This is a genomic window from Marinobacter sp. 3-2 (assembly GCF_003751355.1).
In the GTDB taxonomy this organism is placed as follows: Bacteria; Pseudomonadota; Gammaproteobacteria; order Pseudomonadales; family Oleiphilaceae; genus Marinobacter; species Marinobacter adhaerens.
The window spans coordinates 12,705-27,450 of the sequence record NZ_RJUQ01000020.1; the positions used below are offsets into that span (position 1 = coordinate 12,705).

Annotated in this window: 17 protein-coding genes; 10 read left to right on the top strand and 7 right to left on the bottom strand. The window is 58.3% G+C overall.

Annotated features, from left to right (window positions below; translation table 11 throughout):
* The 3 genes from EDB94_RS19775 to EDB94_RS19785 are packed head-to-tail and all read left to right on the top strand — an operon-like array spanning window position 1 to window position 2,116.
* Window positions 1–1,521: a YdbH domain-containing protein gene (locus EDB94_RS19775; RefSeq protein ID WP_260312636.1), complete on the top strand. Its 1,521-nt coding sequence runs from the start codon at window positions 1–3 to the stop codon at window positions 1,519–1,521.
* Between the two features lie 38 nt (window positions 1,522–1,559).
* The gene (locus EDB94_RS19780) at window positions 1,560–1,742 is read left to right on the top strand and encodes a YnbE family lipoprotein (protein ID WP_108019467.1); all 183 of its coding nucleotides are present in this window, start codon (window positions 1,560–1,562) and stop codon (window positions 1,740–1,742) included.
* A gap of 29 nt (window positions 1,743–1,771) precedes the next feature.
* Entirely contained in the window at window positions 1,772–2,116 is a 345-nt protein-coding gene (locus EDB94_RS19785) for a YdbL family protein (protein ID WP_108019433.1), read from the top strand.
* Between the two features lie 27 nt (window positions 2,117–2,143).
* On the opposite strand, the gene rluF is transcribed toward EDB94_RS19785, so the two are convergent.
* On the bottom strand, window positions 2,144–3,082 hold the full coding sequence (gene rluF / locus EDB94_RS19790) for a 23S rRNA pseudouridine(2604) synthase RluF (protein WP_108019431.1): 939 nt from the start codon (window positions 3,080–3,082) through the stop codon (window positions 2,144–2,146).
* 134 nt (window positions 3,083–3,216) lie between these two features.
* Between rluF and EDB94_RS19795 the strand changes: the two genes are divergently transcribed.
* The 3 genes from EDB94_RS19795 (at window position 3,217) to EDB94_RS19805 (ending at window position 5,290) form a co-directional block, all read left to right on the top strand.
* Window positions 3,217–3,612, top strand: coding sequence for a hypothetical protein (locus EDB94_RS19795; protein ID WP_014576375.1), 396 nt, complete (start codon window positions 3,217–3,219; stop codon window positions 3,610–3,612).
* 48 nt (window positions 3,613–3,660) lie between these two features.
* Window positions 3,661–4,647, top strand: coding sequence for a GTP-binding protein (locus EDB94_RS19800; RefSeq protein WP_008175978.1), 987 nt, complete (start codon window positions 3,661–3,663; stop codon window positions 4,645–4,647).
* Between the two features lie 103 nt (window positions 4,648–4,750).
* Window positions 4,751–5,290, top strand: coding sequence for a class I SAM-dependent methyltransferase (locus tag EDB94_RS19805; protein ID WP_260312646.1), 540 nt, complete (start codon window positions 4,751–4,753; stop codon window positions 5,288–5,290).
* On the opposite strand, the gene EDB94_RS19810 is transcribed toward EDB94_RS19805, so the two are convergent.
* From EDB94_RS19810 to EDB94_RS19825, 4 genes are all read right to left on the bottom strand, one after another.
* Window positions 5,287–6,237: a PA2778 family cysteine peptidase gene (locus EDB94_RS19810; protein WP_108019427.1), complete on the bottom strand. Its 951-nt coding sequence runs from the start codon at window positions 6,235–6,237 to the stop codon at window positions 5,287–5,289. The two genes, EDB94_RS19805 and EDB94_RS19810, sit on opposite strands and share 4 nt — an antisense overlap.
* 59 nt (window positions 6,238–6,296) lie before the next feature.
* Window positions 6,297–6,698 (bottom strand): PA2779 family protein, encoded by a 402-nt coding sequence (locus tag EDB94_RS19815; protein ID WP_041645035.1) that lies wholly within the window; start codon window positions 6,696–6,698, stop codon window positions 6,297–6,299.
* 106 nt (window positions 6,699–6,804) lie between these two features.
* Window positions 6,805–7,869, bottom strand: coding sequence for a carboxysome shell carbonic anhydrase domain-containg protein (locus EDB94_RS19820; protein WP_108019425.1), 1,065 nt, complete (start codon window positions 7,867–7,869; stop codon window positions 6,805–6,807).
* Window positions 7,870–7,888: 19 nt separating this feature from the next.
* Window positions 7,889–9,337, bottom strand: a complete 1,449-nt coding sequence (locus tag EDB94_RS19825; RefSeq protein ID WP_108019423.1) for a phospholipase D family protein — start codon at window positions 9,335–9,337, stop codon at window positions 7,889–7,891.
* 159 nt (window positions 9,338–9,496) lie between these two features.
* On the opposite strand from EDB94_RS19825, the gene EDB94_RS19830 reads away from it, so the two are divergent.
* The 3 genes from EDB94_RS19830 to EDB94_RS19840 are packed head-to-tail and all read left to right on the top strand — an operon-like array spanning window position 9,497 to window position 12,265.
* Complete coding sequence (locus EDB94_RS19830) at window positions 9,497–11,149, top strand: serine/threonine-protein kinase (RefSeq protein WP_108019421.1); 1,653 nt, start codon at window positions 9,497–9,499, stop codon at window positions 11,147–11,149.
* A complete protein-coding gene (locus EDB94_RS19835) occupies window positions 11,149–11,904 on the top strand; it encodes a protein phosphatase 2C domain-containing protein (RefSeq protein WP_108019419.1) in 756 nt (251 codons plus the stop codon). Before EDB94_RS19830 ends, EDB94_RS19835 begins: the two co-directional genes overlap by 1 nt.
* 10 nt (window positions 11,905–11,914) lie before the next feature.
* Window positions 11,915–12,265: an FHA domain-containing protein gene (locus tag EDB94_RS19840; RefSeq protein WP_008175962.1), complete on the top strand. Its 351-nt coding sequence runs from the start codon at window positions 11,915–11,917 to the stop codon at window positions 12,263–12,265.
* A 21-nt stretch (window positions 12,266–12,286) separates the two neighbouring features.
* On the opposite strand, the gene EDB94_RS19845 is transcribed toward EDB94_RS19840, so the two are convergent.
* Both EDB94_RS19845 and EDB94_RS19850 read right to left on the bottom strand, forming a co-directional pair.
* The gene (locus tag EDB94_RS19845) at window positions 12,287–13,033 is read right to left on the bottom strand and encodes a glutamine amidotransferase (RefSeq protein ID WP_088557836.1); all 747 of its coding nucleotides are present in this window, start codon (window positions 13,031–13,033) and stop codon (window positions 12,287–12,289) included.
* Between the two features lie 37 nt (window positions 13,034–13,070).
* Window positions 13,071–13,796: a YebC/PmpR family DNA-binding transcriptional regulator gene (locus tag EDB94_RS19850; RefSeq protein ID WP_008175958.1), complete on the bottom strand. Its 726-nt coding sequence runs from the start codon at window positions 13,794–13,796 to the stop codon at window positions 13,071–13,073.
* Window positions 13,797–14,000: 204 nt separating this feature from the next.
* Here EDB94_RS19850 and EDB94_RS19855 point away from each other — a divergent pair, with 204 nt between their 5' ends.
* Window positions 14,001–14,618, top strand: a complete 618-nt coding sequence (locus EDB94_RS19855; RefSeq protein WP_260312637.1) for a tetratricopeptide repeat protein — start codon at window positions 14,001–14,003, stop codon at window positions 14,616–14,618.
* Window positions 14,619–14,746 lie beyond the last annotated feature (128 nt).

The window sequence follows — 14,746 nt, forward strand, 5'->3', positions numbered from 1 at the left end:
TTGCCCAGTAGAGGGTCTGTAAAGCCTGAACGCATCGGCCGCGGGCTTCTTTGGGCCGGTGGGATGGCTCTGGTGGCCTGGCCCCTGGCGGTTGCAGGCTGGTCCTTTGCCATTGAACAGAGCTCGGTGGGTATGGCATTGCCGGATATACGGTCCGGCGGATGGGAAGTAACAGGCAGCCGTGCAGATGTCCGGCCTTCTGTGACCGCCAACGGTGATGTCGCAACCATCGATTTTGCCCCTTCGTCTCTTGTTCTGACGGAACATCTCACGTTTGTCGGTGCAGACCAGCCGCTAACGCTCAACAACCTGCGCACGGATCTCAGCAATACAACGGTAACCCTGGACTATGGCGCAAATGGCCCCTGGGCGCAGCGCATTTCCATTGATGGCGACATCAGGGTCGATGCCGCGCGCGTCGAACATCCGCAATTACTGCCGCAAAAGTGGAACTTCCAGGGAAGGGCAAAGGGCCGCCTGGCAGATCTCAGGGTGCAGGGCACCTTGGCTTCCGAGTCCGGCTTTACGGCTGATCTCGATATCCAGCTCAATCCCGAAGGCGGCGTATCCGTCGCCATCGACTCTGTTATCGACGGTAAACAGGGTGTTCGGGCCCTGGCAGAAACCCTGGTCGGATGGCCGGATCTGCTGACAGTGGATTCTGGCAATGCCCGGTTGTCGATGGAAGTTTCGACCGGTCAGGGTGGTGAAGTTGCCGCCAGTGGCAGTGCCGAGCTGCAGGGTGTTGGCGGGGTATTCAACCGGACCGCGGTATCAGGGCTCACCGGCCAGGTGCGGGGATCGCTGGAAAATTCCCGGATTACGACCCGTTTCAGGGACATGACCGTTGGCGAGATCAATGCCGGCATTGCCGTCACCTCGGTTCTTTTTTCCGGGAGTTACAGCGCGCCGGTCACGGAGCTGCTGGCCGGCACTCTGGAGGTTCAGCAGGCCAGGGCCCGGTTCCTCGAAGGTACCCTCAGAGTGCCTCCTGCCAGGTACGACTTGGGCGGTGGGTCTGGCCGCATCCCTGTGGAGATTGAGGACGTCTCCCTCAGCCGTCTGATGGCCGTGTATCCAGCCGAAGGACTGTCTGGAAGCGGGTTGCTTCGTGGGCGAGTTCCTCTGGGCATCAGTGGCGATGGGGTGCAGGTGAGTGCAGGCAGTATTTCCGCAATAGATCCTGGCGGCCGTTTGCAGTTGCCGGCGGACAAGCTCCAGGCGATGCTCGGTGGCAACCAGGCCATGGACATCGTGGTCCAGGCGTTGCAAAACTTTCACTATTCAGTCCTCAACAGCACGATAGACTACGATGAACAGGGTAAGTTGAGCCTTGGCCTTCGCCTCGAAGGTAAGAATCCGGACCTGAGGGGTGGGCAGCCGGTGGTACTCAATGTCAATCTTGAGGAAGACATTCCCGCGCTGCTCACCAGCCTGCAGTTGAGTGGCAGGGTCAATGAAGCTGTTACCAGGCGCGTCCGGAAATTGCTGCAGGAATCCGGTGAGGAGAAAGCACCATGATAAAACCCGTGCGGCCCTGGTGGCCTGAAAGGTCGCCCATGGCAAGAACACTGACGATACTGATGCTTCCTCTGGCGATGGCTGCCTGCACGCCGACAGTGCAGATGGCGGCGCCAAAGGAGCCGATTACGGTCAACCTGAACGTGAAAATCCAGCACGAAATCTACGTGAAAGTGGATAAGGAAGTGGATGACCTGTTCAGCGAACAGGGCTTGTTCTGACTGTGTCCGGAAAGTTTGAGGGGTTGAAGATGAAACGATTGATACAGATGTTTGCGCTGGTTCTGGCGTTCGGTATCAGCGTCTCCGTGCTTGCCATGGGGCTGGATGAAGCCAAACAGAAACTGGACTCGGTCAAGCAGCAGGGGCTGGTTGGAGAAACACCGACGGGTTATCTGGAAGTGGTGCGCGCCGAAGGGCAGGCGAAGGAAGTGGTGGAAGCCATTAACAGCGCCCGTCGGGATGAGTACAAGCGCATTGCCGAAAAACACAACATTCCGGTAACCCAGGTGGAGACGGTTGCAGGCAAGAAGGCGATTGAGAAGACTCCGTCCGGCCAGTATGTGCAAATGGGCGGTAAGTGGGTGAAAAAGTAGCCCGGCGCGGCCAGGTGCAAGCCCCGCTTACCGTTTAACGCTCTTTTGCCTTGGCTTGCCGCCTTTTGGCCGTTTGCCCGATGCCGGCTTTTTGCCAGGTGCGGGCTTGCCTTTCGGGCCGGGGCGCCTGGCGCCACCGGGCTTACCTGGTGCGGATGCAGAGCCAGGCTTGCGATCAGGCTTTGGTTTGGCCTTCGTTCCGGACTTCTTTTTTGCTGGCTTGCCAGCGCCGGGCGGGGCTTCGGAAGACGAATCCCGGATGGCATCGAACAGCCCGGCCAGCTCTTTCTTGCTCAGGTCCCGCCACTGGCCCACCGCAAGCCCTTTCAGGCTCACGTTCATGATCCGGATCCGTTCCAGTTTGGTAACCTCGTAGCCAAAATACTCGCACATGCGACGGATCTGGCGATTGAGGCCCTGAACCAGGGTGATCCGGAAGACAAATCGTGACTCCCGCGACACCTTGCACTTTTTCGTCATGGTTCCGAGGATCGGCACACCATTGGCCATACCCTCCACGAATTCCCGGGTGACCGGCTTGTCGACGGTAACCAGGTATTCCTTTTCGTGGTTGTTGCCCGCCCGCAGTATCTTGTTGACCAGGTCGCCGTTGCTGGTCATAAAGATGAGGCCCTGGGAGTCCTTATCCAGGCGTCCGATCGGGAAGATGCGTTCGCTGTGACCCACAAAGCGCTGGATATTGTGTTTCTCCGCGCTGTCCGTGGTGCTGACAATCCCTACCGGCTTGTTCAGTGCAATGAACACGAGATCTTCTTCAGCCCGTGGCTCGATCACCTGGCCGTTCACCTTGACCGTGTCACCCGGAAGCACCTGGTCGCCCACGGTTGCTCGTTTGCCGTTGATGTAGACGTTGCCTTGCTCGATATAGCGATCGGCCTCCCGGCGGGAGCACATGCCGCTTTCGCTGATGTATTTGTTGAGCCGGGTGGAATTGCCAGTGGTCATCGGGTGTCCGGTTGCCAGTGAGAATGACGGGCATCATATCAGTCTGGAACCCCGGTCGCAGCAGGGGTGGTTCTTTCCGGGCGTCTCTGCCATTCTTTGCGCCTATCCTTAAAACCAACAAACCCTGAGCCGCCATGGAAAAAACACGCATCACCATTGTTGCCGTTACCTGCATTGCCCTGTTTTTCCTGACCAACTACCTGTTCCGGTATCTGATCGGATTTACCGGGTTGCTGGCCTCATTGGTCATTGCGGCCCTGATTGCCGTCTACATGAGCTTCTCAATCGCACGGACCCTTGAGCGTTTGCCGATGCCGGAGGAGCGCTCACGGGCGCTATGGATCTATGGCGGTTTTCTGGGCGCCCTGTTCGTCGCCTTCGGGGCCTGGATGTTCCTGGATGCCGGCATGGATGCAGTCACACTCGCCACCCTGTTTGTTCACTATTTGCCCTATCCGGCACTTGCTCATGCCCTGCTATCAGACAAGGCCGTCGGACTGTTCCTGAAAGAGGATCGTTCTGGCGGATAAATTGTTATAATATAACATTTTGATTCCTAGAGGAGTGCCTCCGGCGCCATGGCTCAACCTATTCCTACCAGCCTGATACTTGGTTTTCTGGGTGTCGGTAAAACCACCGCCATTCTGGATCTTCTGAAAAGCAAACCGGAAAACGAGGTCTGGGCGGTTCTGGTCAACGAGTTCGGCGAGGTGGGCATCGATGGCGCCATGCTGAAGACCGAAGGCGCCTTCATCAAGGAAATACCCGGCGGATGCATGTGCTGTGTTGCCGGCCTGCCGATGCAGATAGGGCTCAACCAGCTGATTCACAAGGCAAAGCCCGATCGTCTGTTGATTGAGCCGACCGGGCTCGGTCACCCCTCTCAGATTCTGGACACCCTGACCAGCGAGCACTATCAGGATGTGCTCGCCATGGGCCCTGTAATCTGCCTGGTGGACCCCCGAAGGCTCGAAGAACCGAAGGTGCTCGGCAATGTGCAGTTCCGGGACCAGGTGGCTGCGGCGGATATTCTCGTTGCCAACAAGACTGATCTTTGCACGCCGGAGCAACTGACTCATTTTGATGAGTGGGCCGCACAACTGGAACCCGCCAAGCGGGCGATTCACCACACGCGGTTCGGGCATCTGGCACCGGGCTGGCTGGACGGCCAGTCGGATGCTCTGCCGGTGACCGATCCGGAAGCTCACCATCACCAACATCATAAGACTGCATCGCCGGCCCCCGCTATTGATGACGAGCCCTGGCAACAGATTACCAATCAGGGGCAGGGGCATTTCAGTGTTGGCTGGCGCATACATCCGGAACTGATACTCGATGAGAACGCATTGCTGGTGATGGCCATGGACTCAGCCTTTGTGCGCTTCAAGGCTGTCGTTCAGACCGTGGACGGCTGGCGGGCGATCAATGTGGTTGATGGAGCCCTGACCGTTATTCAGGGTGAACCGCAAGCCTACAGCCGGGCAGAGATCATAGCGTCCGATCAGATTGACGCCCGGGAACTCGATGCCCGCATGAGGGCGGCCGCGGGACTTGATCCGAGGTGAGGGCGTGAGTCATTGTCCGGTGTGCGAGCAGGGCAGTCTCTCGGATTTCCGTGTAGTGAAGGCCCAGCGTTACCTTCGATGTGATGTCTGCGAGGCGACGGTGATGGATGCGTCCTGCCGGTTATCGCCTGAGCAGGAGCGGGAAATTTACCAACTGCATGATAATGACCCGTCTGATCCGGGGTACCGGACATTTCTCTCGAAACTGACAGAACCTCTGCTTGAGCGCCTGCCATCGGGCGCCAGCGGCCTGGATTTCGGCTGCGGCCCCGGCCCTGCACTGGCGCAGATGCTTGAGGCGGAAGGCATGGCAGTCAGTCTCTACGATCCCTATTTTTATCCCTTAGCAGTGGCTCTCGATCAGACCTACGATTTCATAACCTGTACCGAAGTGGTAGAGCATCTTTACGCCCCCGCTGGCGTCTTCAGGGAACTCGACCGGATGCTGAAGCCCGGTGGTTGGCTGGGTGTGATGACCTGCTTCCAGACCGACGATGACCGGTTCGACAACTGGCATTATCGCCGTGACCCGACCCATGTGGTCTTCTACCGGGAATTCACCTTCAAGCTGCTCGCCAACCGGTTTGGCTGGCACCTGGAAATACCGAGAAAGGATGTGGCTCTGTTCCGGAAGCCAGCCTAGGGGGCTTCCCTTGGGCACTCGGGAAGTGCAGGACACTGTTCCGCGGATGTGGTGCCTTCTGGTTTGAGCAATTCTGATTCACCGAAGCGGTCCGGTGTCAGTGCGGCGGCGCATCTCGCCGCCTGGGTCGCAATGTTTGTGCAGCCGCTCGCCTGCAGCGCGAAAGCAAGATTGTTCCAGCCTTCGGCGAATTTCGGAAAACGTTTCACCGCGCGCAAGAAATGCTCCTGTGCTTCGCCTTGGTGGCCCAACTGCCAGGCAAGGTTGCCTCTGGCCATAGTGGCCGTCGGTTGGTCCGGCCAGGTCGTCTCGGCTGTCTTATAGGCAATGCCGGCGGCTGTCGTTCGTCCGGTTGTTTCGAGGTCATGGGCGGATTGCAGAAAACGAAGCGGTGCTGCGGTAGCTGGAACCCGATCCGGCGGCAGAACAGTGACGGCCCAGTTGTCGGCCCGCCCCCAGGTATTTGTGAAAACCTCCAGATCGATCGCTTCACGCTTGCGGGTATCGGTGTGGAGTATCAGGTCTCGCTCGCCGGCGTCATAGCCGATGACAACCGCAAAGTGCCATTGGGGCCACCAGCCAAACCTCAGATTTTGCATAACCAGGACTGGATTGCCTGCTGCGATCTCGGTCAGGACACTTTCTAATCTACCGTCCAGCGGGTAAACCAACATGCCATGGGCGCGTGCGCCAGCGATCATTTCGACCTGAAGGGAGCCTTCCCGGCCCGGAATATAAACCAGCTCCTTGAGAATATCGGGATTGGATGAAAGGCCCTGGCTGTTCAGCATCATTGCCAGCGACGCAGGCCCGCACTGATACCTTTCCTGGGGGTAGAAAGGTACGTCGTCCAGCACAACCTTGTCGGGCAGCATGGCCTGGTGAGTTTCGGGCGCTGGCCATTTGGGAGCACTGGCGCAACCGGCCAGCAGGCTGACCAGTAACATCAGGATCAGCCTGCTGGATGTCGCTTCTAGAGAGGGAAAAATGACAGCCACTGATCCCGCTATCGAATGCAGTTCACGAACGGGAAGACATTCGTAGCACAGAGCATATCGGTGATAATGAATACCAGCAGGAACAACACAATGATGCCGACCACATCCTGCCCTGCAGGGGCCTCGGCGAGCTGACGTTCAAAATCCGCCAGTTCCGCGGGCGTGAGGTTCTGGATGCGTTCCTTGACCTGGTCCTGGCTGACCCCAAGGTCTGCCAACTTGGCCTGCACATCCTGTCTGTCGAGCATGCTGATCAGCTCCTGCCGGTCCAGCTGAACCTGTTGTTGCCCGATCATTTCGCCGGTTCCAACCATGCCGGCGGTAGCGGTGGCCGACCAGACGGAACCAAGGGCCATCATCATGGCCATAAAAAAGGAAACGTACCTCAAGTGCTTGCGAATGCCTGACATGGGTCACTCCTGTTCGTTGGCTACTTCCGGTGTAGCGGTTTGTTAGTCATCTTGCACTAACCGGACGATAAAACAGTCGGTTGCGTTCCCTCAACATACGAATCGTTCAGGATTCACAAACCTGCAGCTTTCGCTCCGGCCAATGGAGTATAGCCGAGCGTGCGACCATTCGGCTGGCGAGGTCTGGGTACGCCTGGCGGATAACGTTGGCACCGAACTCTGCCAGGAACGCCGATTTCAGTTCTGCCCGGGCCTTCTGGGTGCCCGGTTCCTGGTAGGGCGCGGAGCAGAGCAGCAGGAAACCATCATCCGGAACACGGCCATTATCCATGTTGCTCTTTATGATCCCGGCGGCCTGGCGGATGGGATGGGACAGATCCGGGCTGTAGGGGCCGATGATCAGGGCTACGTTGGGTGCGTGCAGGAAATCGAACCCCCTGCCAAGGCAGATGACCCACTCCCGGTGCTCTATGTTCAGTTCCCGGTCAAAACGCCGAATCTCGTTCACGTGCCGGATATTGCCCTCAACCAGGGGCAGCAGATCACGCTGAACCGGTTCCGGCATATCCGGACAAAGGGCGGCGATTTCGGAGGCCATATCGGCAAGTCGCGTTACAGGAATGGTAGACAGATCCAGGGTTCGCTCCTGGCTACCGTGCAGAACCAGTGCATCCTCGTCGCTCTCGAAACCACATACCAGGGGATAGACCGTTCGGTGGCCGTTTCCGAACAGCTTTTCCACCTGGCTTCGGATCTGGAACGCATGGCGCATGGCGGCCTCACGGTCGCAGTCAAAGCCGGCGCAGCCCCGTTCCCGTGAACCTTTTGAATAGTGGTAGGTAATGATGATCAGCACCCGTCGTCCCTGGGTTACGGCTTGCTGGACCGTGTCTGCCAGCATGTCGCCAAGATAGGGCCAGCCCAGCTCAAAGATCCCGCCAAGGTTCCGGAACGGGTGAATGACACCAAGAGGCGTCTGGGTCACGTAGGGCAGGTGGATGCGGCCATCCATGCACTTCATGGCAATGATCTGGGTATTGTGCTCTGCCAGGTAGCGCTGCCTGGCCAGATGGTTTTCCGGGCTACAGAAGCTGGCCGAATGGGCCCGGCTGAGCTCCATCAGCCAGTCGATACGCTCTGCGATAGGGCGCGCATGCACGGGTGTTGTCATGGCTTTTGTCCTGTTCTGTTCAGAAGGTCGACAGGCCGGTCGCCTCCATAATCCGGTAGCGCCAATAGCGAAGTCTGGATTCGTCGGCCCAACGCTCGTAGGGCAGGCTCATCACCGGATCGTCGCCAGGGCCTTTTTGCCATTGCTCGTCAAAGAATCGCCGGGCTCCGCTCGCAACCTGTGACTGCTCCACCACCGATACCCAGACATCGGTCTCGAGATTCAGATCGTCGAGATTGCGCCGGGTAAAATTGGCCGAACCCAGGAGCAGTTCTGTTGCGCCGTTTTCTCTGGCCAACATCAACAGTTTAGTGTGGCATTGCTCACCCAGGGTATTACACCAACGTACCGGAACGCCCGCGCGAACCAGTTCCATGGCGACCTGCCTGTTGGGAATGCCACTCTTCTGGTGGCCGAAGGCCTCGTTGTTGGCATCAAGCAGAACTCGCAGTGCAACGCCCCGTCTGGCGGCGTCGACCAGGGCTGTGACAATATCGCGATGTGAGAGATAAAACATGGCCATGTCCAGCTGATCACCGGCCGAGGCCTCTTGAATCATGGACAGAGCCTGATCCCGGATTTCCGATTCGGTCAGCACTGCCACCAGGGGGATTTCGGATTTCTGCGGTTCTCCAGTGAGGTCGGGAGCCATGCTGATTCGCTCATCAATGGGCGTGGTGTCCGCTCCCGACATGGCGAGAACCGCCCGCTCGCTTTTCAGCAGATCAAAGACCGCCGGCCCCGTGAAGCTAAGCCCCAGGTTGCTATGCCGGCTGCTGCCGTCGTGGGGGTTGGCCGAGGTAACGATGGCCCTCAGGGAGCCCGCCTCATCCGCGACCATAAGCTTGCGATGGTTGGCCTTGAAGTTCAGTAGGGCGAGATAGCTTCGAAGGGTAACAGGCCTGGTGCCCAGGGCGTTGTCCAGCCAGCCTCCGTCGGGGTTGTTGCCGAACCACTGACAACACAGCCGCCAGATTGAAGACCAGGTGGGATTACTGTCCCGTAGCGGCCGGAGTGCCGTCTCCACAACCGGAATGCCACCATCGCGCAGGGCTTGAAACCAGGGTGAGGTCGTGCCGCCATACATGGTGTTCAGGGGGTCGGAGATAACCGTAATGGATAGCTCCGGTTTCTCCGCTTTTCTCGCCAGCAGGGCTTCTGTGAGCTGTTGAGCCAGAGGCCGGTGGGCTACATCTTCCGGCTTGGTGCTATTGAATAGAAACATGTCGATGAGAATGAACTCGTTGGCCTGTCCCACAAGCCGGAACACCTCGTCGAAGATTTCATGGTCTCGCTCCTCACGGCCGTCCTGATAGTGACGGGTGACGTCTGTCAGCAGGACGGGTTCCTCCAATGGCACCGCGGTTCCACGATAGCTGATGCCTGGCGGCAGTGGCTTTTGGGTGTGGTAAAGGCCGATGCCGGCCAGGGTGAGCAACAGCAGGAGAATCAGTAACTTCAGTGTCATGTGTGTATTTCCATCATCCCTGAGGTAAACGACGGCATAACTATACGTGACCTCTCTCTCAGGTAAACAAACACTTACAAAAAACACCCCGGTCGTTGTATCGAAGTTCCGCCACGCTTTCTAAACTAGTCAGATCAACCATTTATAACAAAGTTGCCTGTGAACGCCATACTCTCTTTCATACCGCGCCTGTTCAGTCTGCGGGCCGTTATTCTCGTTCTGGCTGTTGTGTTTGCCCTCATGGGGGACCAGCTTGCCCTCGTTGGCTGGGCTGACCGTGCGCTATTCAGCATTCTCGGCGTGCCAGAGGGCGCGACCCCGGCCACGATTCTCCCGCAGGAGGCATTCGGGCCGGCTATGGCTGATCGGGGGCTTTCGGAACCACTCTGGTCCGACATGGCGGTGACCGCCGGGCTGGCAATTGCGGCACTGTATCTGGTGCTTGCAATTCCGGCGATGGGCGCGGCCGTTTCCCTGCCGGTCACTCTTTTGCTTGGTGGCTCGCTCGTGGTGATCCAGGCGGCTTTGATGTTCTACCGCAACGCCTGGGTGCCGTTTGGCGTGGTGCTCACGTTGCTGGTGGTCGGTTACGTGGTGATGCTGTTCTGGCTGCAGCCCCGCAAACACATCCGTGCGCTGACAGATAATGTGCGGGATGCGCGGCTGAAGCTGGCCAAGGTATTTCTGCAGCAAGGTCATACAGACGGGGCCCTCGAAGCGCTGGATCGCTGCCCCGACTGTGAAAGCGAGATCGAGCTGCGCTACGACGTTGCCATCCAGCAGGAGCGCAAGCGCCAGTACGACAAGGCGGTCAGCACCTACCGCAGTATTCAGGTGCGAAAGAAAGGTTTTCGGGATACCGCCGCGAGGCTGTCGGCACTGGAGAAACTCGCACCGGATAACTCGTTGATGCAGGGAGGGAGTTTCGACAATACCCGCACCCTGTTGATGCCCGAGCCCACCGTTAGTCGCCCGACCCTCGGAAGGTACGAAATCGAGCGGGAGATTGGCCGAGGGGCCATGGGTGTGGTTTATCTGGGCAAGGATCCGAAGATTGCCCGTACCGTTGCCATCAAGACTCTCAGCTACCAGGCGTTTGATGATGGACAGCTTCAGGATCTCAAGGAGCGATTCTTCCGGGAGGCAGAAGCCGCTGGCCGCCTGAGCCACCCGGCTATCGTCACCGTGTATGACGTTGGCGAGGAGGCAGACCTCGCCTATATCGCCATGGACTATGCGAAAGGACGTCCGCTCAGTGAATTCGGCAGAACCGGACGGTTACTGCCCCTGCCCAGGGTTCTGGATATCGTTGCCCGCGTGGCGGACGCTCTGGCCTACGCTCACAGCCAGAAAATCGTCCACCGCGACATCAAGCCCGGGAATATCATCTTCAATCCCGACAATGGCGATATAAAGATCACCGATTTCGGCATTGCCAAGATCTCCGATGACTCGCGAACCCGCACCGGCGCGGTAATGGGCAGCCCATTGTATATGTCGCCGGAGCAGTTGAAGGGTCAGAAGGTAACCGGTGCATCCGATATCTACAGCCTGGGCGTAACGCTTTATAAGCTGGTGAGCGGTGAAACGCCCTATCAGGGCGATACCCTGGCCAACCTGACCTACCAGATTCTTAACAAGCGCCCACGCAGCGTCCGCGAGTTCAACGCGGATCTGCCAAACGGGGTGGTCCGTTTGATCAACAAGGCTATCCAGCGCGAGCCGGACAAGCGCTTCGCCAGTGCCGCCACCATGGCCGAGGCCGTGCGTCGTCTGGCCGTTCGTGAGGCTGGCCAGGAGGTGTCGTCCTGATGCGATATCACGTTGCCGGCCAGACTCATCGCGGGGCCGTCCGGGAATCAAACCAGGATGTGGTGGACTGGCGGATCAATGATGCGGGTGACCAGGCGTTGTTGGTGGTTGCTGACGGTATGGGCGGTCACCAGGGAGGCGAGGTTGCCAGTCGCCTTGCGGTTGATGCCATCATCGAATCCCTTGAGCCTGAAATCGTCGATGCCTCGAGCCGCACCACAGATGCGGATATCCGGGAAAAACTGGATCGGGCCTTCAGGTTGGCCAATGAGCGCATAGTGAGCCGCCGTTCCGGGGATCCAAGACTTGAAAAGATGGGCACGACACTGGTGGTGGCCTGGTTGAGTGGCAACCAGGCGCATATTGCTCACATTGGCGATTCCCGGTGCTACAGCCTGCGTGGCAGCCAGGCGCTGTGTCTCACGCGGGACGATACCGTGGTCCAGAACATGCTGGAAGACGGCAGCATTACCAGGGCCGACGTGCCCAATGTGCCGTTCCGGAATGTCCTGACCAGGGCCGTGGGAACGGCGGAGCAGGCGGCCCCCAGTTATCGGCGTGAAACGCTTGATGAAGGAGATGTGCTGCTGCTGTGTTCCGATGGGTTAACTGATTCGGTTCCGGAATACCGGTGGCTTGAAATCCATAAGGAAAGTGACGGCATGGAGCGCACGGTTCAGGCAATGATTGATGCCGGCCTGGCAAACGAGGCGGGTGACAATGTGTCTGTGGTATTACTGACGTTGGAGTATTGAGGAAACTGACATGGCTTCGCTTTCGCAACTGGTGGATAACGTTGTTGTTAACACCTTTGAACTCGGGCAACCGGAAACGCGCATCGGTCGGCGCCCGGACAACGATATCCAGATTGATGAAATTTCTGTGAGCGGCCAGCACGCCCTGATAGAAGCGGTGCCCAATGCCTATCTGGAAGGTACGGTGGATTACTACATTACCGACAGCAACAGCACCAATGGCACTTTTGTGAACGAATTGCGGGTTGCTGACCGCCAGCGTCTCAACAGTAACGACATGGTGCGCATTGGCTGGAATGAGTTCCGTTTCATCGATGAAGAAGAGCAGGCAATGGAAAAAACCGCCTATATCCTCGACTGACCCTAACGGTTGGCCCGCGAATTACCGGATCCGATCCTGAACAAATCTGCTGAAACGGGAAAGCAGCGAGGACGCATCCGGCGCTGGCTTTACACCGGCGATCAGGGCCTCCGCATCAAGCCCCTCCCGTGTCAGGTCGGGCGCCTGGACCTTCAGGTAGGCGCTCATAATGGCGTCCGTGAACTCCGGATGGAACTGCACGCCCCAGGCGCAGGGACCAATTCTGAAAGCCTGATGAGGCTCGAACTGGTTGCGTCCCAGCAACACCGCTCCTTCAGGCAGGCGCAGCACGGACTGCCGGTGTGTCAGCTGGGCCGGAAATTTTTCCGGTAGCTCCCGGAACAGGATATCGGAAGCTGCCTCGGGAAGGAGTTCAACCTCGTGGGTGCCGGTTTCCCGGCCATTCGGATGGTAACCAGCTTCCCCGCCCAGCGCGTGGGCCAGTAACTGGTGGCCATAGCAGACACCAAGCACCGGCACTTCGCTTCTGACGGCTTTTACCAGCCAACGCCCCGCGTTCTCGCTCCACTCGGCCCGGTCGCTCACCATGGCAGGGGAGCCCGTCACCACGATGCCGTCCCAGTCTTCAGGATTCCCCGGCAGTTCACCGGCCTCGGCATTGGCAACGGTGATATCCAGCTCGTCTGACAACCCGCGCAGGAACCACTCGTCAAAATCGCCAAACCTTGCCCGAATGTCCGGGTAGGTGGTGCCTGTTTTAAGGACCACCACGCGCGCCTTGCGGTTTGTGGGAGCGTTCTGTTGCATGGTGCTATCTTCCTGCGCGGCCGGCGGCCCGGGTTGTTTACTGCTCTGGCAGTTCGGCGTTGTGGAACACGTTCTGCACGTCGTCCAGTTCGTTCAGCATGTCCAGGAATTTCTCGAACATGGGGATGTCGTCGCCTTCCACCATTGTGGTGGTTTTGGGCAGGAACTGGATTTCATCCACTTCAAAATCGATGTCTTCGATTGCGTCCACGAGTGCCTGGCGAGCCTTGGCGTATTCGGTGTTCGGTGTGAACACGGTAATCAGGCCATCTTCGTTCTCGATGTCGGTTACATCGACATCCGCTTCCATCAGCGCCTCGAGTACGGCCTCTTCATCCTCGCCCTTGAACGCAAAAATAGCGCTGTGGTCGAACATGTGAGACACGGCTCCGGGCGTGCCGATCTTGCACTTGGTCTTGGTGAAGGCCAGGCGCACGTCGCCAAAGGTGCGGTTCGGGTTATCGGTCAGGCAGTCCACGATCACCATGCAGTTGCCCGGTCCGTAGCCTTCGTAGCGAGCTGCAGCATAGTCTTCGCCGGCGCCACCCTTGGCCTTGTCGATGGCCTTTTCGATGACGTGCGAAGGCACCTGGTCTTTCTTGGCCCGCTCGATCAGTCCGCGCAGGGACAGGTTGGCCTGGGGATCGGGGCCTCCGGACTTGGCGCTCATGTAAATCTCGCGGCCGTACTTGCTGTAGACCTTGGTTTTTGCCGCAGCCGTCTTGGCCATGGATTCTTTGCGGTTCTGGTAGGCTCTGCCCATCTGCGCTGCCTCTTGGTTCTCTGGAAAAGGCCGGATTTTACTCAACATTGCCGGTTTGGGACAGGCTTATTTGGCCCCTGTTCCGGGATGGTTTTCACGATCCGCCAATACCAAGGTGCCAGCAGGACAGCACTTTTGATGCACAGACCTATCGGCAAGCCACTGCTAGCGTGAGAGGACAACTGGCAGGCGTCGGGGAACAGAATGCAAAGACAAAGCGCAACGCAGACAATGGTTCGGATGCTGTTTCTGTGCCTGGTCTTTTCATGCTCGTTGGCGAGTGCCGGGGGTAACGAGAACGGCGATCAGGACCAGGTGGCACGGGACATGATCCGGGTTTTCAACGCTTATGTCGTCTACAAGATGGGGCAATATGAATCGGCCTTCGAGCAGTATCTGGAGCTGGCAGAGGAGGGCAGCCGCCAGGGCATGCTCAATGTGGCCAACATGTATGCCCAGGGGCAGGGCGTTGAACAAAACCAGGAGAAAGCCTTCCAGTGGTACCTGCGTGCAGCCGACAGCGGTGATTCCATCAGTATGGTCGAAGTGGCCATGGCCTATGAAGAGGGCAGGGGAACGGTCCTGGATAAAAACGAAGCACTCCGTTGGTATCGGCGAGCTGCGGAAGCGGGAAACAGTGATGCCCGCTGGCGGCTGGGGAAGAACTTGTATGAACAGGGGAGGATCGCTGAGGGGCTATGTTTGATCAGGATGGCTGCAACGAGCGGTCAACCCAGTGCGCAACAGTTTCTTGCCGGCCTTGCCGACAGCTTACCAGCGGCGCCAGGACGGCGTGAGTCGGACACCTGTGTGGAGAAATGAACAGAGGATGAATTTGTGTTCATGAAGGGCCGGAATTGATTTTGGTCAGATTTCTGACGGTATCTCCGGGAGTATTCTCAAACTATGGAGCTTCCGCCCTGAGGCGGATACCCCAGGTTTGATCAGCA

Bases quoted from the DNA above. Each gene is read 5' to 3' on its own strand.
- EDB94_RS19780 (WP_108019467.1), top strand. From the start codon at position 1,560: ATGGCAAGAACACTGACGATACTGATGCTTCCTCTGGCGATGGCTGCC.
- EDB94_RS19785 (WP_108019433.1), top strand. From the start codon at position 1,772: ATGAAACGATTGATACAGATGTTTGCGCTGGTTCTGGCGTTCGGTATC.
- rluF (WP_108019431.1), bottom strand. From the start codon at position 3,082: ATGACCACTGGCAATTCCACCCGGCTCAACAAATACATCAGCGAAAGC.
- EDB94_RS19795 (WP_014576375.1), top strand. From the start codon at position 3,217: ATGGAAAAAACACGCATCACCATTGTTGCCGTTACCTGCATTGCCCTG.
- EDB94_RS19800 (WP_008175978.1), top strand. From the start codon at position 3,661: ATGGCTCAACCTATTCCTACCAGCCTGATACTTGGTTTTCTGGGTGTC.
- EDB94_RS19805 (WP_260312646.1), top strand. From the start codon at position 4,751: ATGGATGCGTCCTGCCGGTTATCGCCTGAGCAGGAGCGGGAAATTTAC.
- EDB94_RS19810 (WP_108019427.1), bottom strand. From the start codon at position 6,237: ATGTTACTGGTCAGCCTGCTGGCCGGTTGCGCCAGTGCTCCCAAATGG.
- EDB94_RS19815 (WP_041645035.1), bottom strand. From the start codon at position 6,698: ATGTCAGGCATTCGCAAGCACTTGAGGTACGTTTCCTTTTTTATGGCC.
- EDB94_RS19820 (WP_108019425.1), bottom strand. From the start codon at position 7,869: ATGACAACACCCGTGCATGCGCGCCCTATCGCAGAGCGTATCGACTGG.
- EDB94_RS19825 (WP_108019423.1), bottom strand. From the start codon at position 9,337: ATGACACTGAAGTTACTGATTCTCCTGCTGTTGCTCACCCTGGCCGGC.
- EDB94_RS19835 (WP_108019419.1), top strand. From the start codon at position 11,149: ATGCGATATCACGTTGCCGGCCAGACTCATCGCGGGGCCGTCCGGGAA.
- EDB94_RS19840 (WP_008175962.1), top strand. From the start codon at position 11,915: ATGGCTTCGCTTTCGCAACTGGTGGATAACGTTGTTGTTAACACCTTT.
- EDB94_RS19845 (WP_088557836.1), bottom strand. From the start codon at position 13,033: ATGCAACAGAACGCTCCCACAAACCGCAAGGCGCGCGTGGTGGTCCTT.
- EDB94_RS19850 (WP_008175958.1), bottom strand. From the start codon at position 13,796: ATGGGCAGAGCCTACCAGAACCGCAAAGAATCCATGGCCAAGACGGCT.
- EDB94_RS19855 (WP_260312637.1), top strand. From the start codon at position 14,001: ATGCAAAGACAAAGCGCAACGCAGACAATGGTTCGGATGCTGTTTCTG.